At 40.4% G+C, this 25,806-nt stretch carries 27 protein-coding genes and 1 pseudogene; 25 read left to right on the top strand and 3 right to left on the bottom strand.

Features of this window, described 5'->3' with window-relative positions; all coding sequences use genetic code 11:
* From E4T82_RS12535 to E4T82_RS09310, 6 genes are all read left to right on the top strand, one after another.
* On the top strand, positions 1-491 hold a 491-nt coding region (locus tag E4T82_RS12535), incomplete at its 5' end, for a hypothetical protein (protein ID WP_167753608.1).
* Positions 491-748: a hypothetical protein gene (locus tag E4T82_RS09330; protein WP_135182560.1), complete on the top strand. Its 258-nt coding sequence runs from the start codon at positions 491-493 to the stop codon at positions 746-748. The genes E4T82_RS12535 and E4T82_RS09330, both read left to right, overlap by 1 nt.
* Positions 717-1,604 carry a hypothetical protein gene (locus E4T82_RS09325; protein ID WP_135182559.1) on the top strand — a complete coding sequence of 296 codons (888 nt, stop codon included), beginning with the start codon at positions 717-719 and terminating at the stop codon, positions 1,602-1,604. The genes E4T82_RS09330 and E4T82_RS09325 overlap by 32 nt, the downstream gene beginning before the upstream one ends.
* Positions 1,605-1,656: 52 nt before the next feature.
* Complete coding sequence (locus tag E4T82_RS09320) at positions 1,657-2,172, top strand: DUF3801 domain-containing protein (protein WP_135182558.1); 516 nt, start codon at positions 1,657-1,659, stop codon at positions 2,170-2,172.
* Positions 2,169-3,986, top strand: coding sequence for a VirD4-like conjugal transfer protein, CD1115 family (locus E4T82_RS09315; RefSeq protein ID WP_135182557.1), 1,818 nt, complete (start codon positions 2,169-2,171; stop codon positions 3,984-3,986). The genes E4T82_RS09320 and E4T82_RS09315 overlap by 4 nt, the downstream gene beginning before the upstream one ends.
* 122 nt (positions 3,987-4,108) lie before the next feature.
* On the top strand, positions 4,109-4,351 hold the full coding sequence (locus E4T82_RS09310; protein WP_135182556.1) for a hypothetical protein: 243 nt from the start codon (positions 4,109-4,111) through the stop codon (positions 4,349-4,351).
* Here the strand turns inward: E4T82_RS09310 and E4T82_RS09305 are convergent.
* Positions 4,341-5,306 carry a hypothetical protein gene (locus tag E4T82_RS09305; protein ID WP_135182555.1) on the bottom strand — a complete coding sequence of 322 codons (966 nt, stop codon included), beginning with the start codon at positions 5,304-5,306 and terminating at the stop codon, positions 4,341-4,343. The two genes, E4T82_RS09310 and E4T82_RS09305, sit on opposite strands and share 11 nt — an antisense overlap.
* Positions 5,307-5,386: 80 nt before the next feature.
* Between E4T82_RS09305 and E4T82_RS09300 the strand changes: the two genes are divergently transcribed.
* From E4T82_RS09300 to E4T82_RS09260, 9 genes and pseudogenes are all read left to right on the top strand, one after another.
* A complete protein-coding gene (locus tag E4T82_RS09300; protein ID WP_135182554.1) occupies positions 5,387-6,694 on the top strand; it encodes a hypothetical protein in 1,308 nt (435 codons plus the stop codon).
* Positions 6,695-6,706: 12 nt separating this feature from the next.
* Positions 6,707-10,234, top strand: coding sequence for a PBECR4 domain-containing protein (locus E4T82_RS09295; protein ID WP_135182553.1), 3,528 nt, complete (start codon positions 6,707-6,709; stop codon positions 10,232-10,234).
* A gap of 39 nt (positions 10,235-10,273) precedes the next feature.
* The gene (locus E4T82_RS09290; RefSeq protein ID WP_135182552.1) at positions 10,274-10,558 is read left to right on the top strand and encodes a hypothetical protein; all 285 of its coding nucleotides are present in this window, start codon (positions 10,274-10,276) and stop codon (positions 10,556-10,558) included.
* 213 nt (positions 10,559-10,771) lie between these two features.
* Positions 10,772-11,173: a plasmid mobilization relaxosome protein MobC gene (gene mobC / locus E4T82_RS09285; RefSeq protein ID WP_135182551.1), complete on the top strand. Its 402-nt coding sequence runs from the start codon at positions 10,772-10,774 to the stop codon at positions 11,171-11,173.
* Positions 11,127-12,791, top strand: a complete 1,665-nt coding sequence (locus E4T82_RS09280; protein ID WP_135182550.1) for a helical hairpin domain-containing protein — start codon at positions 11,127-11,129, stop codon at positions 12,789-12,791. The genes mobC and E4T82_RS09280 overlap by 47 nt, the downstream gene beginning before the upstream one ends.
* A gap of 23 nt (positions 12,792-12,814) precedes the next feature.
* Positions 12,815-14,059 (top strand): annotated as a pseudogene (locus tag E4T82_RS09275) (site-specific DNA-methyltransferase).
* Positions 14,060-14,070: 11 nt separating this feature from the next.
* Positions 14,071-14,382 (top strand): KGG domain-containing protein, encoded by a 312-nt coding sequence (locus E4T82_RS09270; protein ID WP_135182549.1) that lies wholly within the window; start codon positions 14,071-14,073, stop codon positions 14,380-14,382.
* A 253-nt stretch (positions 14,383-14,635) separates the two neighbouring features.
* Complete coding sequence (locus E4T82_RS09265) at positions 14,636-15,427, top strand: ParA family protein (RefSeq protein ID WP_135182548.1); 792 nt, start codon at positions 14,636-14,638, stop codon at positions 15,425-15,427.
* Positions 15,428-15,473: 46 nt separating this feature from the next.
* Complete coding sequence (locus E4T82_RS09260) at positions 15,474-15,701, top strand: hypothetical protein (RefSeq protein WP_135182547.1); 228 nt, start codon at positions 15,474-15,476, stop codon at positions 15,699-15,701.
* A 157-nt stretch (positions 15,702-15,858) separates the two neighbouring features.
* On the opposite strand, the gene E4T82_RS09255 is transcribed toward E4T82_RS09260, so the two are convergent.
* Positions 15,859-15,957 carry a type I toxin-antitoxin system Fst family toxin gene (locus tag E4T82_RS09255; RefSeq protein WP_135182564.1) on the bottom strand — a complete coding sequence of 33 codons (99 nt, stop codon included), beginning with the start codon at positions 15,955-15,957 and terminating at the stop codon, positions 15,859-15,861.
* A 143-nt stretch (positions 15,958-16,100) separates the two neighbouring features.
* Here E4T82_RS09255 and E4T82_RS09250 point away from each other — a divergent pair, with 143 nt between their 5' ends.
* From E4T82_RS09250 to rsmA, 8 genes are all read left to right on the top strand, one after another.
* Complete coding sequence (locus E4T82_RS09250; RefSeq protein WP_135182546.1) at positions 16,101-17,420, top strand: ISLre2 family transposase; 1,320 nt, start codon at positions 16,101-16,103, stop codon at positions 17,418-17,420.
* Between the two features lie 470 nt (positions 17,421-17,890).
* Positions 17,891-18,028 (top strand): 50S ribosomal protein L34, encoded by a 138-nt coding sequence (gene rpmH, locus E4T82_RS09245; protein ID WP_018368178.1) that lies wholly within the window; start codon positions 17,891-17,893, stop codon positions 18,026-18,028.
* 109 nt (positions 18,029-18,137) lie between these two features.
* Positions 18,138-18,914, top strand: coding sequence for a TatD family hydrolase (locus tag E4T82_RS09240; protein ID WP_135182545.1), 777 nt, complete (start codon positions 18,138-18,140; stop codon positions 18,912-18,914).
* 1 nt (position 18,915) lies between these two features.
* Complete coding sequence (rnmV, locus tag E4T82_RS09235; protein ID WP_135182544.1) at positions 18,916-19,476, top strand: ribonuclease M5; 561 nt, start codon at positions 18,916-18,918, stop codon at positions 19,474-19,476.
* Complete coding sequence (locus E4T82_RS09230) at positions 19,476-20,846, top strand: hypothetical protein (RefSeq protein WP_135182543.1); 1,371 nt, start codon at positions 19,476-19,478, stop codon at positions 20,844-20,846. The genes rnmV and E4T82_RS09230 overlap by 1 nt, the downstream gene beginning before the upstream one ends.
* A 105-nt stretch (positions 20,847-20,951) precedes the next feature.
* A complete protein-coding gene (locus E4T82_RS09225) occupies positions 20,952-21,383 on the top strand; it encodes an acyltransferase family protein (RefSeq protein WP_135182542.1) in 432 nt (143 codons plus the stop codon).
* 42 nt (positions 21,384-21,425) lie between these two features.
* Entirely contained in the window at positions 21,426-22,037 is a 612-nt protein-coding gene (locus tag E4T82_RS09220) for a hypothetical protein (protein ID WP_135182541.1), read from the top strand.
* A gap of 33 nt (positions 22,038-22,070) precedes the next feature.
* On the top strand, positions 22,071-22,946 hold the full coding sequence (gene rsmA / locus E4T82_RS09215; protein ID WP_135182540.1) for a 16S rRNA (adenine(1518)-N(6)/adenine(1519)-N(6))-dimethyltransferase RsmA: 876 nt from the start codon (positions 22,071-22,073) through the stop codon (positions 22,944-22,946).
* Between the two features lie 61 nt (positions 22,947-23,007).
* Here rsmA and E4T82_RS09210 read toward each other — a convergent pair whose 3' ends face one another.
* Positions 23,008-23,880 carry a metallophosphoesterase gene (locus E4T82_RS09210; RefSeq protein ID WP_228065127.1) on the bottom strand — a complete coding sequence of 291 codons (873 nt, stop codon included), beginning with the start codon at positions 23,878-23,880 and terminating at the stop codon, positions 23,008-23,010.
* A gap of 196 nt (positions 23,881-24,076) precedes the next feature.
* Here E4T82_RS09210 and E4T82_RS09205 point away from each other — a divergent pair, with 196 nt between their 5' ends.
* Together E4T82_RS09205 and E4T82_RS09200 are read left to right on the top strand one after the other, a co-directional pair.
* Positions 24,077-25,024: an aldo/keto reductase gene (locus E4T82_RS09205; protein ID WP_245167497.1), complete on the top strand. Its 948-nt coding sequence runs from the start codon at positions 24,077-24,079 to the stop codon at positions 25,022-25,024.
* 6 nt (positions 25,025-25,030) lie between these two features.
* Positions 25,031-25,795 (top strand): sugar phosphate isomerase/epimerase family protein, encoded by a 765-nt coding sequence (locus E4T82_RS09200; protein ID WP_135182538.1) that lies wholly within the window; start codon positions 25,031-25,033, stop codon positions 25,793-25,795.
* Positions 25,796-25,806: the final 11 nt, after the last annotated feature.

Raw genomic sequence — 25,806 nt, 5'->3', positions numbered from 1 at the left:
CAATAAGCCAAACGGTCAAGAAGAAAGAGGCAGCAGCTCATGAACTCAAGCGAAAAGAAGTCGAAGACTTCTTGATTGCCTATTATACTAGGAAGGACTTGGGAGAAAATCGCAAGCGCTACAAACCCTTTATGACAGAAGGCCTCTACAACGCCACCGTTTCTGACGAAGATACACCGCTTCAAAAGACCTATAAAGGCTATGTGGTGGACCGTATCTACCAAAACGCCACCATCTACATCGATAGTGAGAATAAGGAAGTGATTGCACAAGTCCGCTATTCCCAAACGATTTTAGAAGAAAAGGACAACCGTGACGGGAAGTCCTATAATGAGCAAGGGACCGCGACTCTTCGCTTACAGTATAGCGAGACAGAAGATCAATTTCTTGTGAACAACATAGCGCCAATTGTCCTTACAGATGGCTCCGAGTTATCTGTAGGAGAAACCGCAAAAGCAATCATTGACAAGACGGAAGGAAAGGAGAAATGATGAGTCAGAAACTATACCAAGCAGAACAACGAGTCGTAAAAAAGCAAGCCGAAATCCAAAAGACTCAGAATCAGCTTAAGCAACTTCAGGAGAAGTTAGGAAAACTCCAAGAAGAAGAGAAGGTTCTTCTCGCAGAGCGGATGACTGCTCTCTTTACAGAATATGATGTGACGTTTGAAGACGCAAAGAAACTCATTGCGCAAACTAAAGAAGGAGGATCTGGACATGTTTCAGGTACAGAATCAAGCGACCTATAGTCAATTTCAAGTCAAGACTAGAGACGAGCTTCTCTTTGAATTAGATCTCTTAGGTGCAAGACAGAAAAAGAAGGGCGAGAATGCCACCTTTAATGTCTTCTATTTGGACGAGGATGGTCGCTTGCAAGATAAGAGAAGCCTCACGTTTCCTCTTGAGGGGATAGTTGATGAGGTTTTGGCAGACTTTGGTCAGGCTAACCAAAAAACAGGTTTCTTCAAACGTTTATTCTCCTTTAAAAAGAGAGACAAGGCTACAGAAGCACAAGTAGAGGCTATTTCAACAGGTAAAGGTTCACCTGCTAAAAGCGCACAACAAGAAGAATTATCGGTTTCTGATTTGCTTGAGCTCACGAATGTAGTAGAAGAAGAGACGGTTTTTGAGACACCGTTTTATGATGAAGTGGTCACAAAAGAATCTGAAATGAGCCTAGAGGACGTTTCTCATGACCTAGAGGAGTCCAACAACGATGATTCAGACTCCATCTTTGGCCATGTGGGCAATCCAGCTTCTGTAGACGATAAACAGGAGGAAATCCTGGGAGAAGAAGAGGAGCAGTCTTTGCCGGAAACAGAATCAGAATCAGAGTTTGAGGAACATACACCTATTGAAATAAAAGAGGGGTTTGAGGGGGAAGAACAAACTTCCTTTGCCAATCGTCAGGTTGACGCTCCTATTTTAAAGGTAGTAGCGAGTCGTGATATTGAGAGCCTCACCGTCACTCGTCAGAAGCAGTCCTTTGAGCTTCAATTGCAAGAAGAGGTGGATCAGATTGATGAGTTAATTGCACGGCTTACGAAGAAAAAGGAAGGCCATCTCAAGCTCTTACATCATATCCAACAATTTACAATAGACTAGCACTTATGAATGTTCGTAAGTGCTTTTTTAATGGAAAGGAGGGTACTTTTATATGGATGAAGAACGTGTAGTAGCCCAGGTAACTCGGACAGGTATTGTCACAGGAAAATTTCTGTTAAAAAGTTTATACCTTGCCTCAAAGACTGCTTATAGGATTCTTTCAGAGTATAGGGCTAATCGTGTATTTCATGGGGAGGCTGAGTGGAATGCCTTTCTTGCGACCAGTGGGAAGAAAGAGATTCAGGAATTTCTGAACAATGAGGTCAATTTGACTGCTTTTAAAAAAGAACTAGAGCGGTATGGGGTTGGCTTTGCTTTCAGAGAAAACGGGGACGGGACAACGACCTTGGTGTACGACTTCAAAAATCAAGAAATTGTGAAAAGCGCCTTGACAAGAATCTTGTCTGACATTCAAAAAAATCCTCAGGAGTTTGCCAGAAAGGTTATGAAAACACCTCGTAACATGACTCCCAAAGAGAAAACTGCCTACTATTCTCGTGTGCTGAAGAAGGAGGGCACATTCCAACGAGCTGTGAAAAAAGCCACGGTTAGGAGGAGGGAAAAATGAGTATTGTAGTGGTCAAAAAAAGAAAGTTCTGGCCGTATGCAATTCTTAGTCTCTTCTTGTTCTATCTCTTTCATTGGTTGTGGAAGCTCTATGAAGTGTCTCCAGTTCCTAACCCCTTAGAAGATATTTTTGGGATTTCCCGCATTGAGTGGACCTTGGTTCATTTAGGAGAGAAAAGCTGGATTGATCTTGCCATGACGGGAAATTCTTTGCTTGCAGGAATGGTAGGAGTTGTTTGCGCCTTGTTATTCTACTTACGCAGACAAACGGTAGGTACATTTCGCTACGGGGAAGAGCATGGTTCCGCTCGTTATGCGACTCAAGAGGAGCTTGATCGATTGAAAGACAAAGATGAATATAAGAACATGATTCTCTCTCAAAAAGCTCGTATGGGTCTCTATAATCGGCGTCTTTCATTTGACCGACAGGTGAATAAGAATGTTTTGGGGATTGGAGGTACAGGAGATTCTAAGACTCGCTCCCTTATAAAACCGAACGCCTTGCAGCAAAACTCAAGCTATCTTTTCACGGATACCAAGGGCTTACTAGTTCATGAATTAGGACACTCTCTTGAGCAAGCAGGATATCACATCAAAATTTTTGATGTGATTACGTTCCTTAACTCTAATAAATTTAACTGCTTTCACTATATGAGAAATGAATTGGATATAGATCGAATCGCAGAAGCTATTGTTACCGCAACGAAACGAAGTGATAATAGGGGAGAAGATTTCTGGATTCAGGCGCAGATGCTTTTGATGCGTGCTTTGATTGGCTATCTCTACTTTGATAGTCAAGTTTCAGGTTATGAAGCCAATCTTCCTCAATTATCAGATATCGCTCGCTATCTCGATCGGCAAGATCCAGAAGTTGAAAGTGTGGTAGAGAGGATGTTTGAGGACTTAGAGAAAGAGTTACCAGACAACTACGCCAACCGACAATGGCAACTGTTTAAACTCTTTAAGAGCGAGACCAGAACTTCCGTTTATGCCATGGTCGCAAGTATTGTCTCTGTCTTTGACCATGATGTAGTAAGGCGCTTGGTTGAGACAGACAACATGGAAATTGATACATGGAATCTCCAAAAGACAGCTGTTTTTGTCATGATGCCCGAGGTCAATCCAGCCTATCAATTTTTAACTTCTCTCTTCTTTTCTATAGTGTTTGATGTGACATTCAAAACTGCAGATGATATTCTCTTAGGTCGACGGACAGATATCGACTATCCGCTCCACTTACAAATCGAAGGTGATGAGTGGGCGCAAGTTGGGAAAGTTCCACATCTTGCGGCAGTTATTGCGGTCATCCGTTCACGAGAGATTAGTCTTAAAATGATGATCCAATCCAAGTCTCAGCTAGAGAAACTGTATGGTAAGGAAGATACCAAGACCATCATCAATAACTGTGGTTCCATTATTTATCTTGGAGGAAGTGATGATGACACTCTTAAATGGTTATCAGAGCGCTCGGGACCTGGAACGATTGATGACCGTAATGCGAGCGAGAATAGAGGGCGTAACGGCTCAAGCTCCATTCAGAATTCAAAAATTAAGCGGGAGCTCCTCACTCCTCATGAGATTTCAACGATTGGAATCACAGAGACTTTAGTCTTTGTCAATAGGCACAATGTTTTTCGTGATCAGAAGTTTGACCTAGACAGTCACCCACGAGCGTCATTTTTAGGAAATCATCCAAAGGATGATACTTGGTATCGCTATGTTCGCTATATGAGTGATATTGAAGAGTTTAGAGGTCAAGTACGGCCTAGCCGTTTGATAGAGCTGGCCGAAGAAGAGGTGGAGAAGGTTGCTTGATTATGGAAAGGAGATACAGAGGCGAGATTTGAATAAGTATTGTTTTCATAAAAAATCAATCGGTAGAGATTTTACCGATTGATTTTACGATTCCCTTTTTTAGATTAGAAACGGAGTAAAAAATGAAAGAAGTTTATTTTCTAGCATTAATGACAGTCAATTGGGATCAAGAGGTTTGGCTAGGCTTTCGTGATGAAAGGCCAATGTGGTCACCTTCTCTTGAAGGAGCTTATTGTTTCTCAAGTAAAGAGGAAGCAGTCAAAAGAGTAGAGCAAGAATTTCTGGAAGTTTTTGGCCATGTTGGTAGCTATCAAATTTTTTCAGTATCTCCAGACCAGTGTGTGAAAAAGGAGATTATTCCTTAGAAAATACTAGATATTTTAGTAGCTGAGAATGCTCAATCGCAGGGTTGATATAAGTAGAATTGTATAGTTTAAATGAACCTAGGAAGTAAAGGGTTATTTCTTCTTTGGAAGTGCTTGCTTTTTCTAGAATCTTTAGTTGACTTACAGTCCCTCGAATAATCTTACCGTTTTCTTTATGTTCTTCTTTGTCTGCATTAACGAGAAAAGTCGGCTGTACGTTTACATTGTTCAGTTGGCAAGACGTGGATAAACGAATGAGATAAAAGCTACTTTCATCAGTTTTTTCTCTTTTTTGAACTGTCGCCTTTCCATAATACACATGTGGCCTGTATTCAGTAAGTAAAGTTTTTTTATCCAAGTTGATAAAATGGTTATCTAAATCAATAGGAATGTTATTTTCATTTGTGAAAGTATATAATTCGCCATGTTTTGCATCTCGAAAATAGGTCACTAATCGCTTTAAAGAGCGTATATGTTGGGAAATGGATTTGAGAGATTTGGAAGAAATACTCCTATTTTTCCTACTAAGAAGAGGGGTAGTGTTGTCCACATATTTATTGTTTGTAGAACGGCTGGAAGGGATATTCGCAAGTGTAGCATTTACTAAATCAATGTGAACAGTTATCTTGCTTTTATCTCTTTGAAAAGCATGACTATCCTCGACTGTTTCTTCTAGTTCCCTAGCACGAAAATGCTCCTGCATTAGATTACAGTAGATAGGGTTGTGAATTTGGTCTAATTTACCTGCTCTGTAGTGAGGAGCTTGCATCTTATCTGTAATTGTTTTGCCGAAATTAACTAAACTTAGTTGAAAATCACAGTTTTCACTACATCGAAAGTCTTTGCGACTTTTAATAATGCCATCTAATGAATAGCGATGAGCTACCTCTGGAGGTAAATCACTTTGGATAGAGGGAGTGAAACAAAAAGCGGTAGGATAAACATTGTCAGACATAATAGCACCTCTTTAAAATATTATTTATTTTCAGTATATCACATTAATCATTTTTAAGTTTGTCGAAAGGAAGGAATCTTATGCCCCAAAAAATATTAAGTCAAAAAGACTATAAACGAATGAAACAAGAAGTTGTTGAAGAGTCGGTCTATGGGGTCGGCTTTTTTGATGGCATCTTTTCGCATCTGCCAGACTATTCGCTGGTGGATGCAGTGAGAGTAATAAGTGAAGAAGGCTTTATCAGCCGTGGTACAGACGATGGAACAATCCGCAATATGTTAGTGACAGAAGCGATTAAAGCAATGAATTATCAGGATTTTAAAGATGTAGCGCCTTATTTGTTCTCTTATCCAAGAGAGCAACGAGAAGCGGATCGTTTGGTTCGGCCTATTGAAATCTCTCGGGAGTATTTTGAGGAGCTACAACAAAAAGCGGATGAGTTGTTTAACTTAAAGCAAGACATCAAGCAGCTCAACCAAACTATTGACCAGAAGATTGCAGAACTGGAGACAGACAGGGTTCAAAACGGTGACCGGGTCATTGGTCTTGATATGGAACAAGAAGAGCTCCTCTTGCTACGAGCGCCAGAAAATGCATATATAGATGATTGGGAGGTGTCACGTGACAATTTATTAATTGATTATCGTTCAGATTTAACGTCGCACCAGCAAGTCGTGGATTATTTAGTGGCACATTATTTTGATATTGCAGTGTTGGCTTATGAGTATGTTTTAGACCATGATTTGTACAGAGGCTGTGCTGATGTGGACAGATATGCCATTGACGAGTTAGACCCGATAGATGTTCCAAATTTTAGTACTCAAAGAGAATTCTATGAGTACGCTAGACAATTTGATAGTTTTAATGAGCAATATGGGACATATGATCGTTATATTATGGCACGGTATCAATTTATCTATGAATACTCGTTATTAGAGTATCAACACTATGCCAACGAGTTTATGAACGATAAATTAGAAGCTATCAACACCATTCTATCAATGCAAGATAAAGAATTAATATGGCATGAAGTGGTTGGTTATTCTCAAGGTGAACATTGGGAGTTAGCCTATCTTCGTGATATCGAGCAGGAAACACGGGAAGAGGTGCTTGACTACCTTGAGCATGAGGTCGGCGCTTATTACAGAGGAAGTTTGACAGAACTTGCAGTCATCAAGTTTGAGAATATCGATATGGAAAAGGGTTTTAACGGCACACAAGAACATGTCTGTCACATTGACCAAGAGGAATTATTTTTTGTCAATCCACTTGAAAAAGCAATTGAACGCTATCCAGATTTAGCTGTCTTTCAGGCTGTAGAAGATTCTCAAGTCAAATTGGAGAAATCTATTCAGCAAGAAGCACCTGACCAACATCGTAGTCTATAGAGGGGGGAGTATATGCCAGAAGAACAAAAAATATTTACAAAAGAAGATGCCAAAGCCATGTCGATTCTCGATGTGGCTTCTTCATTAGGGATGGAGCTACGTAGAAATAGCTCAACTATCTATGAATGGACAGAACATGATTCTTTCAAGATAGACATCCGAAAAAACAAATGGACATGGTATTCGCATGAGGACAAGGGTGGAGATACGATTGGTCTTGTCCAGGAAATCAAGGGAGTGACTTTCAAAGAAGCGATGCACTATCTAAAAACAGGGGAATTTCCAACTGTATCGATTCAGGAAGAAAAGAGAGAGCCTTTCCGCTATACCTTAGCCCCTTACGAGCAACCCTTTCAAGAAGCGAGAAGCTATTTGAAAGAACAGCGAGGACTCTCAGATGAAACAATCGATTTCTTCATGTCCCAAGGGGTCCTCGCTCAAGCTATGAAAAAAGCTCAAGACGGATATCTTGAGCCAGTAGTGGTCTTTAAATTCTTAAATCAAAATAAGAAAGTAGTGGGAGCTAGCCTGCAAGGAATCCCTCCAAACAAGGAGCGCTATGAAGGCAGGGGCTACCTCAAACAAATCCTCTACAACTCAGATGGTTTACATGGCCTGAGCGTCGATATCGGCACGCCTAAGCGCCTTGTTTTTGCGGAGGCACCAATTGACCTTATGAGCTATTACGAGCTAAATAGGGGCATTCTGAGCGATGTGAGACTGGTTGCCATGGACGGTCTAAAATCAGGAACGATTGCCAGGCATACGATGCAATTGCTTGCGGAATTAGAGGGGGTAAAGGACTACCAGTTTAATCCTCAGAAAATAGATACAGTTCTAAAAGCCTTTCAAACGACCTCTTTCTTCAAGGAGGAGAAGAACCAGGACTTTATTACCCTAGCGGTTGATAATGATAAAGCAGGTAGGAAGTTTATTGCTCGTTTAGAAGAGAAAGGAGTTTCAGTCCGGGCAGATATTCCTCCACTGAAAGAGGGAGAAGAGAAGATGGACTGGAATGACTATCTAAAAGAACAGAATGAAGAGAAACAGGAGGAGAAAATGGAATTACAAGAAAAAGCCCTTGATCAAAATCAAGAGCAACAAAGCATAGCCGGGGAAATGACCACTGAGGAGTTCCAACCAGAGGCAACCTTTGTCGACGATCCAAGAATTGAAGGAGAAGAAGTTGAAAGGGTCAAGGCCTTTTTACAAGAACATAAAGACAAATTTCACCGTACTGTACCGTATGACTATTCTGCAGAACATTGGGATACTTTGACGTTTGGAGATGACGAAAAGGATTATTATATAGTCACAACATTGCCGATTGAGGCGGATCATTTAGACTATGGCTATCCATCCGCAGAAGACTTATACATTAGTTTAACAGCAGAAGATTTGCGGATAGATGACAGGGCAATTGAATATGACGAGTATGATGATAGACCAGAATTGACTCTAGCAGTACTAGAAGAAAAATTCGGTTATCGTTCCATTCGTAGTGAAAAAAGAGCTCTTGAGCATTCTCAAGGGCAAACAAAAAAGATTGAGACAAAACTCGGGGATTTCCCTGAAAAAACTCAGGAGGCAGCACCTCTACCTGAAGCGAACCTGTCGCAACCTTTGGATGACTTGTCACCAAATCAAACTCGATCTCAATCTTATCTTCATTTTACTATAAATGACGGTGATAAGTCAATTCATAAGGATTACTATCACCCCATTTCTGATAGTGAATTGGTGAAATTGAATCGCTATGCGGGCAACATCCAGCAGACGGCGCAGTGGTATCTGGATACAGTCGCAGATAGTAAGATCATCTATTTTTATCAAGAAGGTGACGTGGTCAACAGTCTACAGGTTACATTTGATAAAGACAAGTTTCAACATTTAACAGGGGTATTCCCTCACAAAGAAGGTCAAACAGCTGAACAAACTCTGGTTGATTTTGCGCAAGGTCAGGGGGCGTTTGATGCGATTCTTTTGGCCAACAAAGGTGCTACATTTGATAAGTTAAAGGTGCTACTGGAGTTACCTGCGATTGTGGAGGCAGATTCATTCTATTTTGGTGATTTATCTGAAGTACCTAAACTTCACTCCCTAAATATGAATAAAGCAATTAAGTCAGGAGATGAAGATATTGTTTTAGCTTTGCGAACAGTAGACGATGTGACCTTTCCAGCTAGCCTGATGAAACTAAGAGAAGGACTAAAACTCCAATTAGAACACTCTAAGCAAGAGAGAACGGTCCTAGGTGTTTACCGTGAACGAGACGGTGTCATCAACCAACTATCTATCAACGAAGAGTATGTCAAAGACAAAGGGAAAGCTTTTCTTGAGATTCTCAAAAACAAAGATTTTGAAGAAGTAAAAACGCAAGAAACAATTGTCAAAGAAGAGCTTGGAAAAGCCAGAGACAGCGATGGAGATGGTGTATCAGATGAGGTGGAACGCTCTCTAGGTACAGACCCTTATAATGTCACTTCTAGTCCATACCATCGCTCTAAAAAGGAGACAGATTTGTCTAAAGATTCCTCTCAAAAAACGTTGTCGGATATCCTAAAAGAGAAAGATACAAAAGCTCTTTCTGCTCATCTAAAAGAAGGAATGAAGGAGTATACGAAGTCAGACCAGTACAAGAATTTCTTGACTGCTATGAGTAAGTTCCATGACTACTCAGTTAAAAATATCCAGCTGATGCTTGCTCAAAATAGAGACATTACACATGTGGCTTCTTATCAAACTTGGAAAAAAGAATTTGACAGACAGGTTCAAAAAGGGGAGAAAGGGCTCAAGATTTTTGTACCTGTTCAAGTCAAGGTGCGGGATGAAAATGGTGAGGTAAAGAAGGATGAAAACGGGAAAGAGATGACGGTTACTCGCTTCAAATTTGGAACGGTATTTGATGTGAAGCAAACTGAAGGTAAGGAACTTCCCAAACCAATTCATTTGCTTGAGGGTAGTGTTCCAGACTATGAAAATCTGTATCGAGCTACTCGCCAAGTTTCTCTCGACAACCATGTCCCTATCTCTTTCAAAGCAATCAAGGGAGACGCAAATGGTTATTACAATCTGGAAACAAGAGAGATAGTCATTGCGGAGAAACAGATGAGTGAAGCACAAATCATGAAGACCCTTTTTCATGAAATGGCTCACTCAAGACTTCATCATCAAGCAGATGGATTCACAACTGTAGAGAGAGAACTACAGGCAGAAAGTATTGCTTATGTTGTGGCCAGCCATTACGGAATTGATACGAGTGATTACTCGTTTGCATATCTTCACTCATGGTCACAAGACCAGCAGAACTATTCTGATTTGGAAGCGCAATTGAAGGTGATTCAGTCTGAGAGCAAGAGAATGATGGAGAAGATTGATGTGAGACTTGAGGAAGTAAAAACCAAATCTAAATTTGCAGACAAGCTTCAGTCTAAGCTTGAAAAGGCAGAGACTGAAACCAAACAAGCCATTGAACAGAAGAAGGTCGAGGGGAAAACGCAAATGACAAAAAAGTCACTAACTCCACGCAAAGAACATTAGACCAATTATTCACTAGACCACCAAAAGGAGAACAAGAAGATGATCGAAAAGATTAAACAAGAAACACTGAATGTCCTATCGGATTTATTCCTTGAAGGATTGGAAATGGACACGGTTCGCCCCAAAGAAGAGATGACCTCTGTGAACAAGAAATTATGCCTCCATCTTATCCGTCAAGAGGGAAAAGCTATCGCAGATTTTTCAGAAGAACTACAAGAGGAATACCGTATTACTTATCAAGAAATTGAGCAATTGCAAGATAGAGAATTTGAAATTTTACGTGCAGAAATTCTCAGCTTAGAGGTCGCAGACCTCCCCTCGTGATGGAAAAAACTTGTCTGACAAGACAAGAAAAAGTGCGTAGCACTGACCAGGGGGATTGGGGGACTCCCCAAAATTTCAAAAAGGAAAGGGCGTCAATTCGTGTAGGGTTGATGTTCCCTGACCTTTTTGATTTTTAGCGTTTGTCCTGACAAATGCTATGCTTGCCAGATGAAAAGGGAGGAGTTGAGCCTATACAGAAAAGGAGGGAATTTTATGACAATAACAAGTAATCGTAGTCGTTCAATCAAAAAAGAATTTTTTGTGGATGACAAAGAGAATCAGTTCATCAAAAGACAAATGGAGAAGGCAGGAATCAAAAATTTTTCTCTCTTTGCCCGTCTCATGTTGGTGACAGGAGAGGTACAGATGATTGATTTTCCAGCACTCAAAAAACTCCGACTCGAAATCAATAAGGTTGGTGTCAATATCAACCAGATCGCAAAGAAAGTGAATGAGAATGACCATGCTAGTCGTTCGGACGTTCAAGAGTGCCAAGAGCAACTGGAGGAGATAAGACAGCTTGTAAATAACCTCATTCAATCGGAAGTTAGAGAAGGGGAAAAAAGAAATGGTAGTGACCAAAGTTATTCAGATAAAGTCAGAGCAATCCCTTGATCGAGCAATGAAGTATATTGCCGATGATTCAAAAACACTTGAAAAAGATGCGCTTCATCGTGCGATGGATTACATCGTGAATGAAGCCAAAACGTTTACGAATGCTTCAGAAAATATTACTGAGTTTCCTCATAAAGTCGTTGATGGTAAAGTAGTCTATCAGCTAGTGTCTTCTTATGGTGTTAGTCATCACTCCACCGCTACAGACGAATTTGAGATGACCCGAATGAATGCGCAGAGTAAATTTGGGAAACGAGGAAGTGGGGAAGATGTGATTGCCCATCATATTATCCAATCTTTTAGCCCAGAAGATGACTTAAGTCCACAAGAAATTCATGAAATTGGTCGACGGACAATTCTTGAATTGACGGGCGGACAACATGAATTTAAAATCGCCACACACATTGATCGTGGGCATATACATAACCATATCATTTTTAATGCGACTAATATGGTCACTCTCAAAAAGTTTCGTTGGCAAAAAGGAACGAAGCGCAGCTTGATGCAAATTTCAGACAAACATGCAGGACTTGCAGGCGCAAAAATTTTGGATGAGAGGATGAGAACTTCTCGTAAGGAGTATGTCGCCTATCGGAAGAAACATGTTTTTCGATATGAGATTAATGAGCGGTTAGACTTTCTCCTGAAGCATTCTACTTCGTTAAAAGATTTCCAAGAAAAAGCAAGAGCACTGGATATTGAAATGGATCTCTCCCGGAAGGAGGTACGATACAAGCTCCTTGTTCCGTTAGGTGGAAAATATCAGGAGCGTTTTGCACGTGACAGGACGCTGTCAAAGAGAGGGAACTATTCTCTTGAGGGGTTAGAGAAAAAATTATCTGGTAACCAAGTGACTTTATCAGTTGATGAAATCAAGGAGGCTTATCAAGCTCATCAGGCAGAAAAGGCAGAAGACTTTGAAATTCGTTTGACGGTTCATGAGTGGCAGGTTCTTGAGGAGACAACCAAGGGATTGTATATTGAGGTTGAGTATGGTCTTACCAATAAAGGAGTTGTTTTGATTCCAGCTCGCTGTGTTGATAAGAGAGAAGACGGTAGCTATGATATTTTCATTCAACGAAATGACTGGTTCTATTTCACAAACCCAAAAGACGCTTCACAAAATAAAGCGATCAAGGGAGAGACGCTCGCAAGACAGCTTTCTTATGATAACGGTGAGCAAATTATTCGCAAAAATCCATACATCTCTCGTATGGATCAGCTAGTTCGAGAATTTAATTTCTTGAGCAGTCATGATGTGACTGATGGTCGACAGTTTGAAGCACTTTTAGATCGCTTTAGGGAACAAGTGAGTGAGACACAAAAGGAGCTAGAGCGATTAGATGATCGACTGGCGGAGCTTCATAAACTACAGTCAGTGCTCCTTGCAATGGAGGAAGGTTCTCCAGAGCAGAGAGAGATTGCTCAAACAATTCTAAACCATTTGGGGCTTGATTCTTCTGCAAGTAAGAGTGAGATTGATAAGCTAATTCAAGAAATCCAGCTTGAGAGAGACGCTCTTCACCAACGATTTAACTCCATTGTAGATGAGCATGAGGAGCTCACTCGGATCAAGCAAAATGTTCATACCCGAGAACAGAGTCGTTCTCGTCTATAAACTAGAAAGGAATACTAGGTATGATGAAATTAGAAAAAATTGCATTAGGTGCTATTGTTCCTTATGAACGAAACGCCAAGAAACATCCACAAACTCAGATTGAGCAAATTAAACAGTCTATTCTGAAATTCGGAAACAATGACCCCATAGCCATTGATGAGAATAATGTCATTATTGAAGGGCATGGTCGCTATCTAGCATTGAAAGAATTGGGGCATGAGCTGGTGCCAGTCATTCGCTTGAGTCACTTATCAGATGAGAAAAAGAGAGCATACATTCTTGCGCACAACAAATTGACTTTAAATACTGATTTTGACATGGAGTTGCTTCAACTAGAATTACAAAACATTTTAGATGTTGACATGTCCCTATTTGGTTTTTCCGCTTCACTCTTTTCTCATCAGGATAAAGAAGAAATTGCGATGCCCGTTGTTAAGGAAGAACCACAAATAGAAGCAGGTCAATTGTATCAACTTGGACCGCATCGTTTAATGTGTGGGGATGTGCGCAATCCCTTAGATATGAAACGCCTGATAGGAAACAAGACTATTGATCTCTATGTGACAGATCCGCCTTATAACGTAGCCTACGTTGGAAAAACTAAGGAGGCACTGACTATCCAAAATGATGCAATGGAGCAAGCACAGTATCGGTAGTTTTTGAGGCAGTGCTTTTTTGCAGTTAATTCTTACCTAAAACCAGGAGGAGCGTTCTATATTTGGCATGCGGATACAGAGCGAGTGAATGTTCAGATTGCCCTCGAGGAAGCAGGTTGGGATGTGAAGGAGAATCTCATCTGGGTCAAAAATAGTTTTGTGATAGGTCGGCAAGACTATCACTGGCAGCATGAACCTTGCTTATATGGGTGGAAGCCGGGAGCAAGCCACTATTTTCTTCCCAACCGTAGCTTTACAACCATTTTAGAAGATGAAGCTAGCTTAGAGAAAATGAGAAAATCTGATTTGATAGAACTGATTAAAACCTATCAAGAAGATACTCCAACAACAATCTTGAAAGTAGACCGCCCTACTAGTAGCAGGCTACATCCAACTATGAAGCCTATTTCCCTTATTAAACGATTGATTTTGAACTCTAGTCGTGAAGGAGAAATCGTGCTAGATACCTTTGGAGGAAGCGGCTCAACACTTCTAGCTTGTGAGGCAACTGGCCGAATCTCTTATACTATGGAAATAGATCCGGTATACGTTGATGTCATTATTAAACGCTGGGAAGAGATGACAGGTCAAAAAGCGCAGTTAGTTGAATAGAGGAGGTTATTTTGGCAAACGAAAAAAACTTGATTCCCTTAAACCAACGAACAAAGAGTGAACAAAGAGAAATCGCACGAATGGGTGGTCGTGCTTCAGGAGTTGCACGAAAGAAGAAAACTGACCTAAAGCGGACATTAGAGACTCTCTTGCAATCAGAGGTTAGTAATCACAAGATGAAGGAGCTACTTGTTTCCTTGGGATACGAACCAACCAATGAAACCGCCCTTGTTTTAGTCATTCTTCAGAAGGCTTTGAATGGTGATATGCGAGCCGTTTCTCAAATTCGTTCTTTCCTACAAGATGATGATTCCCTACAATGATAGATATAGATATAATTACAAATATAATTACAATTGTATTTGTAATTATAAATAAAGTGTGGTATAATAAAAGAAGATAGGAATGAACCTATCTTCTAAACAAATAAAAAGCTACTTCATGACTTGGATTGGACCCCTAGATGAAGTAGCAAAACCTAAAAAATAGGTACAGAGCTATTATACCATACTGTACTCTATTTTGTGATTTCATTCGAGTACAATGTGTTGTACTCCTTAGAAAAGGAGAAGAAAGATGAAGTTAATCAGTTTTTCAGCGATTAAAGGTGGTGTTGGAAAAACAACTCTTGCATTTAATTATGGTGAGTGGCTCGCAAAACAGGGACAGTCAGTCTTGTTTGTGGATTTAGATCATCAATGTAACCTTACTCAAACGTATCAAATTTATACGAGCGAAGATACAGTCGCAAATATTTTTTTAGGAAAAGGAAATGTGGCGGTTCATTCTATTAAAGAGAACATTTCTTTAATTGCAGGAAGTATGAATCTAGATTGGATTGAAGCAAGTTTAGAGCATAATACAAATAAGTACATGTTGTTGTATATGTGGCTTCAGGATCATTGTGAAGAGTATCAACTGGCGCAATATGATTATGTGATTTTTGATTGTCGTCCAGACTTCTCGATAGCTACACGAAATGCGGTGGCAGTTAGTCATTCCATCATTAGTCCGATTATTCCAAGCGATTTTGGGTACCTCGCTAAATTCAACATTGAAGAGAAGCTAGAAGATTTTAAGGCAAGTGCCATCAATTTTCAAACAAGAGAAAGTTATGTGACCGCCGAATTATTCTTTGTTGCAAATATGATAAAGAATAATACGAATTCGTCAAGAGAACTATTGGCACGTTTAGAGAATGAACCGAATTTGATAGGGATTATTCCTAACAAGGAACTATTCAATCGTTCAACATTGGATAAAATTTCCATAGCTGAAATGCGAGAGGATGAGACTCTTTATTGTAAACACAAGAAGTTCTTTAACTCCATTGATGAGACATTTTCTGGAATATATGGTAGAATATAATTGTGTATATAAGTATAAATATAATTATATATGATAGGAGAGAAATATGGCTTTTAATGGGACAAAAGACGATATCAGAAAGGCGCTAGGAGTGAAAAAACCAGCGCCAATAGGCAACCAATCAATCATTCCAGTTGCACATAGATCAGAGAATAAGAAACAGTTTCAATTTACTTTGCGTCCTAGCAATCGAGAAAAGTTGCATCAAATTGCTCAATCAAGAGGCTATCGCTCAGATTCTGCCTTTTTGGATGCACTGATTGAAAACTTGTAACTTGACAACCGTACCTTATGCGTGTTATAATGACAATGCGATGAAAGATGTTTGACCTCTATACGAGGCAACGGAAAATCCCCTTGCAAAATCCTACAAATGCAAGGGGATTTTTTTTTGCGTAGTCTGCGATTAACTACGTCCGAGCTAGCGGCACTTACTCATCTTCTTTCTTATCTAGCCATTTAGAAAATAGTGCAAGGACTATCCCGACCAAAATCGGTGCGATGAGATTTTGAAAGATATTTGACCACACAGGCAACTCACCTCCTTTCGACAGGCGGTGTTTTGTTTGTGCCAACTAGTATTATATCATGGATTTTTCTCAGAACCAAAAGAAATTTGAAAACCTCCTTTGAAGTAGATACAATATTTAAAAATGCTTTTAAGGAGACTAGGATGGATACCCGACCTATTGATGAAAGAGATTTTGTATCAGAACTTCGGAAAGAAAATCACGAAAAATTTTTTCAATTTCTTGAGCAGTACGAGAATTATGTTGCACCGATTATGCGGGCAAAAGGTTATCGGTGCAAGGATCGAATAGAGAGGACAGTGTTATTCACCTTTGGAGAATTGACTTTCTCTCGAAGTCGCTGGTATAAGGGGAAGCAGTGCCGTATTCCAGTTGATGAAAAGCTAGGTCTTACCAAACATGTCCGCTATTCTCAGGAACTCATGTATCAAGTTGTACGGCTGTCTCAAAAGGTTCCTTACCGCAAAGTACCAGAAATTATTGAAATGATGTACGGCATTTTTATCTCAAAAGATACAGTCAATAAGGCTGTTCAGATGACCGCAACCTTACTGGAAGATCGAGAAGATTATCGTTTTTACGAGGAGGAGGCAGCACCTGAGAAAATTTCCTCTCCAATCATTTATGTGGAAGGTGACGGACTGTTTCTCAAATCTCAGGAAAAAGAGAAAAAACACATAGAATTTTCTCATTTTGTGATTCACACAGGAAGTAAGGAAGTTGGTAAAGATCGCTATGAGCTTCAGAACAAGAAAGAAATCAGTTCCTCAAATAATCGTAAGTCACGAGAACGTGTTCTTGACTATATCTACAATCATTTTGAGATTACGAAAGATACGATACTGATTACCAATTCTGATGGGGGAAAGGGCTATACTCCCTATGTTTTCAAAGAGCTAGCAAAAGCTCTCAAAATTCAACATCATGAACATTTCTGGGATAAATATCATGTCTATAAGGATATTCGCCTACTCACAAGAGGCTATTCAGCGGAGCTAAAAGCTAGTTTTTTTCAAGCTATACAAGCACATTCCAAAGCACAGCTAAAAACTTGCTTTGATACACTAGAGTCGTTGATTGATTCTGAAAAAGAGCAAGAAAGATTTGAGCAATACAAATCAAAATTTATGAAAAATTTCCAGTATACGAAAACGGCTAAACTGCGTGATATTTCTCCAGAGGGAGTAGGAATCATGGAGAGTCAACATCGAAAAATTACTTATCGAATGAAAAATAGAGGCATGTACTGGACTAGCAGGGGATCGGAGGCAATGAGTCAAATGCTTATTCTTGATGCGGACGAATTGCGAGAGTTATTCTTTGGGGAATGGAGAAAGGAATACGAGTATTATCGTAACAATTCTTCAAGCGCAGGACGAGCTGATCGAGTATTTAAAGAAACATCCTCAGTACGGACCTATAAAGCATATAGGTCTGGCAAGAGGCGAAGACGAGGCCACTAGTAATTCGTAATTTCACATATAAAACCTGCTAAAAATTGTATTTTTTGGAGGCTTTTTCGTCATGTTTTTTCATTCAAATAGTTGCATCCAGGGGGAGGATATAGTATAATAAGCTTATCAGAAAATGAAAAATGGTGCAGAAGTTCCAGCTTCTACACCACCGATTAAGACAAACTAGACCTTTGCTTAATCAGTCAAACAGTATTGTAACAGATTAAGGACAATATCGTCAAGACTGAGGCAAAGAAAAAATAATTTGTCTCAGTCTTTTTTGATAAGAATACTAGTTTTATCAGTTTTCTTGGCTATATATAAGGAATATCCGAACGTTCCCAAAAAGATAGACACACACGACCAACCAGAATAGCTTGACAAAGCCGACAGAATCAGATAGAATGGTAAAGTATGTTTAGTAACTGATCAAAACTAGCCGGCTAAACGAATACAAAATCTATGAGGAGGTATTCATCGTGAAACGTACTTTTCAACCAAGTAAAATCCGTCGCGCACGCAAACACGGATTCCGTAACCGTATGTCAACTAAAAACGGCCGTCGCGTGTTAGCAGCTCGTCGTCGTAAAGGACGCAAAGTGCTTGCAGTGGCATAATAAAACGATAAAAAAGCCAGCAGAAACTCGAGTCTGTTGGTTTTTTTATGGCAAAAGCGGTATAATAAAGAAAATGAGTTTTTGAGTTGCAAATAGTACAGGAGAAAAAATGATTCAAATTTTTGATACCCATACTCACCTCAACGTTGAAGAGTTTGAAGGACGGGCTGATGAGGAATTAGCCTTAGCAGCAGAAATGGGCGTGACCAGAATGAATGTGGTGGGCTTTGATAGGCCGACAATTAAACGTGCCTTGGACTTGGCAACTCGCTATGAGCAAGTCTATGCGACCATTGGCTGGCATCCGACTGAAGCTGGTACCTATACTGATGAGGTTGAGCAGTTTTTGCGTGAGCAATTGCAGCACGATAAGGTCATCGCCCTGGGGGAGATTGGCTTGGATTACTACTGGATGACGGCGCCCAAAGAGGTGCAGGAGCAGGTCTTTCGCCGGCAGATTGCTTTAGCAAAAGAATTGGACTTGCCCTTTGTTGTCCACACCCGCGATGCCTTAGAGGACACCTATGACATCATCAAGAGCGAGGGCGTTGGACTACGTGGTGGGATTATGCACTCTTATTCAGGCTCTTTGGAAATGGCAGAGCGCTTTATCAAGCTTGGGATGACCATTTCCTTTTCGGGCGTTGTCACTTTTAAGAAAGCAACGGATATTCAAGAAGCAGCGACTCACTTGCCGCTAGATAAAATTTTGGTTGAAACCGATGCTCCGTATCTAGCTCCTGTTCCCAAACGTGGACGGGAAAATCGCACGGCCTATACCCGCTATGTGGTCGATAAAATCGCAGAGCTCCGCGGTTTATCTAGCGAAGAAGTCGCAAGTAGAACCTACGCCAATGCGCAAGAGCTGTTTGGATTGAAAGACTGATATGAAGAAAAACATATCAGAAATCATTGTGGTTGAAGGACGAGATGACACAGCCAATCTCAAACGATTTTACGAGGTAGAAACCTATGAAACCAGAGGGTCTGCCATTTCGCAGGCGGATCTCGAGCGGATTAAGCGCTTGAATGACCTGCATGGGGTGATTGTTTTTACAGATCCAGATTTTAACGGTGAGCGGATTCGGAAACTGATTATGGCAGCTGTTCCGACCGCCAAGCACGCCTTTTTAAATCGCGATGAGGCAGTACCCAGCTCCAAGACCAAGGGCAAGTCGCTCGGCATCGAGCATGCGTCTTTTGAGGACTTGGACAAGGCCCTCTCACAGGTCTTGGGTGCAGAGGAAGAAAGGCCTGCTTTTGACATCATGCGGAGCGATTTGATTCGCCTCGGTTTTCTCGCAGGTTCAGACAGCCGCAAGCGCAGGGAGTACCTCGGTGAGCAGCTCCGCATTGGCTATACCAACGGCAAGCAACTTTTGAAACGCCTAGAGATGTTTGGCATCTCGCTAGCTGAAGTCGAAAAGGTTATGGAGGGGTATGAATAATGGGATTATTTGATTTTTTAAAAAAGAACAAAGAGCAGCAACAACCAGCAGCTCAAGAACATTCAAGCGTGTTTGGAGTAGAGGATATTTTCAATCTGAAAAGGTCAGGTGATCTGGTGGTGGTCGGAGAGGTCAAGGGGCAGATTCGAGTGGGAGATACCCTATGGGCTAGAAATATTGGCGATGAAGATGCGAAGTCCTTTTTGGTGAACATCAAGCAGATACAAAATATCAAACAACAGTCAGTATCAGAATTAGTGGATACAAAGGGGAGCTTGCTGATTGAAGTAGATTCCTCTTTACTGAAAAAGGGAACCGTTATTTCTAATGAGAGTTCTTCGGATAAGGAACGTTATGGTGCTTATGTGACAGCGCTTGGAAATTCCTTTGTTAGACTACAAAATGGAACATTGAGTGAAGCAGATATTGCGGATGTCAGCTTCTCAGACATAGCAGAAATTATCCGATTATTTATTTGGTACCATTCCCAGAATGCGGAAAATGAAGCTAGTGGCATGCAAGAAGCCTATCAAGGGAAATTAGAAATCTTAAAAGGGATTTTAAAAGATAAAATACTTGAAGTCAATGCTTTCTACGCTGTTTATTCCACTGCTACGGGAGAGCCACATTTGTTTTCCAAAACGTTTAAGTATGACGATGGTTCCTATTCTTGTTCAGGTCCACTGATTCAGATTTGTCCTCTAGTCTCTCATAGTGAGTTACAGTCTTATATAGAGCAGGAGCCTAAATTTACTCTTGAAAAGATTGTCAAGGGCGAGGATGGACAGGGAATTGTTCATTTTTTAGAGGCGTCTTTTTATCTAAATGGTGCTGTAGGTGTTTTTACATTAGAGGAGCAAGTGTCCGTTTCTGCGGAGGATTTGGTAGCACCACCAGACTGGTCGCATCTACCGGCTATTCAAATACCGATTACGAATCCTGACCTTGTGCGCTGGATGCTGTTGATGGGACAGCTCGGAAATCTTGAGACGGAAGATCAGCAACTCATTTACAGGCTTTATCATCGTTTTATGTCACAAGAGTTGGTAAAAGCAAAATTTTTAGTCCCAACGAAACGAGATGGGGAGATGGAGCAGCCGGATGAAGAGGGGAAAACCACTCTGACAAAGGACACGACATTTAGTTTTCCTTTAAAGAAGGGAAATGGGGATGGATATGTTCTTCCCATGTTTACAGACTGGAAACGAATGGGAATGGTATTTGATGAGACATGGGAGGGCTGGATCCAGCCGATAGATGGAATGATTTCAAAATTTGACTGTACTATTAATGCGACAACATTTCCTCAAGCAGGACTCTATATTAGTCAGGAAAGTCTTGACGAGATGAAACAACAGCTTGAACGATAGTCTGCTCATTACTATATATGGAGGCTTTTATGGTGGATGGAGAAGCTGTTAGTAGGATAAGGTATAGAAAGAAAAAGATGATTGTGAGGAATTTAGGGAAGAACGATGGAGAAAGCGCAGAATCGATTAGTCAGACAGTCCAATATTGAATTATTAAGAATTGTTGCAATGCTTGGAATCATTGCTTCTCATTTTTCGGTTTTTGGTCACTTTGATTTTCCCATAAACACTATCAGCATGAATAGGCTATGGATTCAATTTTTGCCCTTGGCTGGAAATATAGGCGTTAATATTTTTGTTCTCATTTCAGGCTACTTTTTAATCCATAAAACCACTTTAGAATGGCGTAAGGTCTTAGCGATTTGGTTGCAACTTTCCACTTACTCTCTTCCTTTCTTTTTGTTAGGAATAGCTATTGGACCTGCTAAGTTTGATGTTCATTGGGCGTTTACCTATATAGTACCTATACTATATAGAAAATGGTGGTTCATCAGCTGTTACATAGTATTATTGATACTATCTCCATATATAAATTGATTGCTCACAAGTTTAGATAGGAAAAGTTATCAAAGACTGTTGATGTTAGTAGGATTTATGTGGGTTATAATTCCTACTGTGACGAAAAAGAGCTTTGAAAGTAATGATTTGTTATGGTTTATGTATCTTTATTCGGTTGCTGGATATGTTAGATTATACGGGGATCGATTGCAAAAGAGAGCCAGTATCTATCTTTTCTGGGCGATGTTATCTATCGTATTCATTTATAGTAGTGTTCTTGTGCTAGATTTATTGGGATTGAGATGGCCAGGTTTTGCTGGAGAAGCTATCTATTTTTATGGGAAAAATAAGTTGCCGACAGCGTTAGCCTCTCTTTTCATATTTCTAGGTTTTAGAAAATTAGACATTGGTCATCATCGATTCATTAATCTCGTCTCTTCGACCACGTTTGGAATCTATATCATACATGAGCATCCGTTATTACGTGATTTCTGGTGGGTTACGGTATTTAAAAATGCGACTTTTTCGAATAGTCCCTATTTAATCCCCTATTCTATACTAGCAGTTATACTTGTGTTTACAATGTGTTTGTTGGTTGAAGTGGCACGCCAAAAATTTATTGAAAAACCTTATTTTTCTTTTGTAGAACGGCAAATTCAAAAGCTATTGTTAGGAAGAAAAGTAATAAAATGATAACCCTGAAATGAAAGAGAGTTACAAGAAGGTATGCATATTGCAGATTACAGCGTGACGCGCGCGATTTTGGAGCGTCATGGTTTTACGTTTAAGAAGTCCTTTGGTCAGAATTTTTTGACCGATACCAATATTTTACAGAAGATTGTGGATACGGCAGAGATTGATGAGGCGGTCAATGTCATTGAGATTGGGCCTGGAATTGGGGCTTTGACAGAGTTTTTGGCAGAGCGAGCAGCGGAGGTTATGGCCTTTGAGATTGATGAGCGCTTGGTACCGATTTTGGCGGATACGCTCCGTGATTTTGACAATGTGACCGTGGTCAATCAGGACATTTTAAAGACTGACTTGGAAGCAGCTGTTAAGCAGTTTAAAAATCCAGCCTTGCCGATTAAGGTGGTGGCCAATCTCCCTTACTACATTACGACACCGATTTTGATGCACTTGATTGAAAGTGGCATTCCCTTTAGCGAGTTTGTCGTGATGATGCAGCGGGAGGTGGCTGACCGCATTTCAGCAGTGCCCAACACCAAGGCTTACGGGAGCTTGTCGATTGCGGTACAGTATTACATGACGGCTAAAGTAGCCTTTATCGTACCGCGTACGGTCTTTGTGCCTGCGCCAAATGTGGATAGCGCTATTTTGAAAATGACCAGACGTCCAGAACCTGCGGTAGCGGTGACAGATGAAAAGTTCTTTTTCAAGGTGGCAAAAGCCAGCTTTACCCATCGCCGCAAGACCTTGTGGAACAATCTGACCAGCTATTTTGGCAAGGCTGATGGTGTCAAAGAAAAGCTAGAAGCAGCACTTGACGCAGCCAGCTTGCAACCGACTGTCCGCGGGGAGGCTCTTACTTTAGAAGATTTTGCACGTTTGGCAGATAGCCTAAAGGCAGAAGGATTGGGATAGAAATTGATTGGAGATATAAAAATACCGAGAGAACAGGGTATCCGTGTTCTCTCGGTATTTTTTATGAGTAGGTGTGAATCTCCGTTTCCATATTATTAGGAGAAAGAGTGATTGATCGGTAGCCTCGTGGTAAAACACCATAGCAATTATAGCCAGAAACATTTCCATAGATAAACCGATGGTTTAAGAAGACTCCCTCGAAGTTATTATCGTGATCGTGTCCGCAGAAAATAGCATGTATGTGGTGTTGATACAAGATATGGCTGAAGAGTCCGGTATTTAATTTAGGGGCTGAGATACGAGGGTTCATTTCCCAATAATGCCCATCAATAATATGTTCTCCTGCCTGTTCAAATTCAGGGAGTGGAATATGCAAAAAGAGTAAATCGTGAGTCAAATCTGGGTGTTGCATCAAATATTGTTGAGATGTTTCTTTGTACCAGTTTACTTGCTCTAAGGACACCCAGTCATAGCTTTCAATGTCTAGCAAAGCATCTGCTCCAGAATCAATGAAATAAAGCACATTGCTTAACCGTTGGTCTTTATACAGTTCAATGGTAAAGCATTCTTTATGGTGGCTATCGCAAAATACATGTGATTTTGGTGCTAGGTAATGGAAGTATTCTTGTTCTAAGGCTTGCAAATCTTGACGGGATAAGGATTGTTCGGAGTCGTGGTTTCCATAAGTGATGGCTAGTGGAATAGGGTACTGATTAAAGATGTCTGCTAGGACCTTCAATCCTTTTTGGGGCTCCTTCACGCCATCAGACCAAATCAAATCACCGGTAATGCAAATCAAATCAGCTGGTGTTGACTCAAGAGTGGCCTTGATTTTTTCAAAGCTTTTGAGATCCTTTTGATTAAAAGGTGCTTCGCCGATATGAATATCGGTAAACTGTAAAATAGTGAATGTTTTGTTTGGATAAGTGAGCATCAAGAACATCCTTTCGTTAAACTTTCTATGCTTTTACCATAACCAAGATTGGCTTAAAAATCAAGTTTATTAATAACATTTTTTTGTATAAAATTTGTAAAAGTTTGTTATTCGTTCTGTTGAAAGTCATTTTTGTATATGGTAGACTGGATATGTATAAGTAAGCGTTTTCTAAAAACAGAAAGGAGATTTCTTGGTGAAAAACGAAATCATAAAGGTAGACAGTGGAGAAATTCGGCTATCCAAAATTATTTTGGGATCGAGTGATTATCTGAAATTAAACAATATGTCAAAAGTCCATGCGATGTTTGGGGCTTATGTCAATGCAGGTGGATTAGCCATTGATACTGCGCGTCATTATAGAGAGAGCGAGTCAGTCATTGGTGAGTGGCTAAATGGGAAACCACGTTCTGCCTATACGATTATTACCAAGTGTTGTCATCCCGTTCGAGAAGCACCTCACGCACCGAGAGTGACCCCAGGGGATATCATTCAGGACTTAACGACTAGTTTAGAAATGCTTGGTACAGACTATGTGGATATTTTGTTACTCCACCGTGATGATACTAATTATCCTGTAGGTCCTTTAATGGAGACACTTAGTCAGCTGGTAGATGAACAGAAAATCCGAGCATTTGGAGTATCTAACTGGACCTTGGACCGAATCAAGGAAGCTCTAGCTTATTGTCAGGAGCATCAGTTGCATCCTCTATCCTTTAATAGCCCCAATTTAAGTTTGGCTGCTGTCAACTGTCAGCGCTGGGACAATACTGTAACAGCTAATCAAGAAATGCTAGACTGGCATGAAGCCAATCAGTTTCCTTTGATTGCCTGGTCTGCTCAGGCGGAAGGTTTCTTTGGCCATCGCTTCAAAAAAGAAGACAAGGACAATCCAGAATTAAAAGAATTTGTAGATGTCTATTTTAATGAGTTGAATTGGAAGCGCTTAGATATATGTGATCGATTGGCGCGAAAAAAGGGTGTAAAGCCGATTCAAGTTTCATTAGCTTATGTATTAAATCAACCGTTTCCAGTATTTGCAACGATTGGTCCAGAAGAAGAGTGGCATCTTCAGGATTCGCTTGATGCATTGGACATTCGCCTTTCAGATGAGGAAATGGAATCTTTAAGGAAAGGAGAGTAGAAATCAGTGGAGAAAAAGAAAATAGCGGCGCAGCTCTATTCGGTTCGCAAGGAATTGGCCAAGAATCCAGAGGAAACCTTTAAAGCTTTAAAGGAAATTGGATTTGAAGCCGTGCAGTTGGATGGAATGCGTGGTCATTCTCCTAAGGAAATCAAGTCATTGGTGGATCAATATGGTTTTGAGATTGCTGGAATGCATATCAAGCATAATCGATTCTTTCATGACATCGACGGTATCATTGAAGAGGCCTTGCTCTTTAACTGCAAGACAATCTATGATAAATACATCGATGATGAAGAACAGCACTTGGACGGCTATATCAAGACCAAGCAGCAGCTGTTGCGCGTTCAAGAGCAGTTAAAAGGTCTTGGCTTTCGTGTTGGCCTGCATTGTCCAGAGTATGACTTTAACAACCAGATAGAGGGTGTGACAGTTTTGGACTATATTACTGCTCCAGAGTACGGTTTGGGCATTTATGCTGAGCCAGATACTTATTGGATGTCGGTTGCAGGAAAAGATCCTGTTGAAGAGTTCAAAAAATTCTCGTATCGTGCTCCGATTGTTCATCTCAAGGATTATAAAAAAGGCTTTAATCCTAAAGATATGGACAACAACCTGACGGAGTTGGGTAGTGGAGATGTACGGTTTGATAAGATTGTTCGCTGGGGAGAAGCAAACGGCGTAGAGTATTATTGTATTGAACAAGATTACTCGAAGATTGGAATGCTACATAGTTTAGCAAAAAGTTTTGATTATTTATTGTCAATTTAAAAAAGTGAGGA

Source organism: Streptococcus cuniculi, from assembly GCF_004570575.1.
Classification (GTDB): Bacteria; Bacillota; Bacilli; order Lactobacillales; family Streptococcaceae; genus Streptococcus; species Streptococcus cuniculi_A.
The sequence above is the reverse complement of the archived record's forward strand: the minus strand, read 5'-3'. Positions and strand labels throughout refer to the sequence as shown.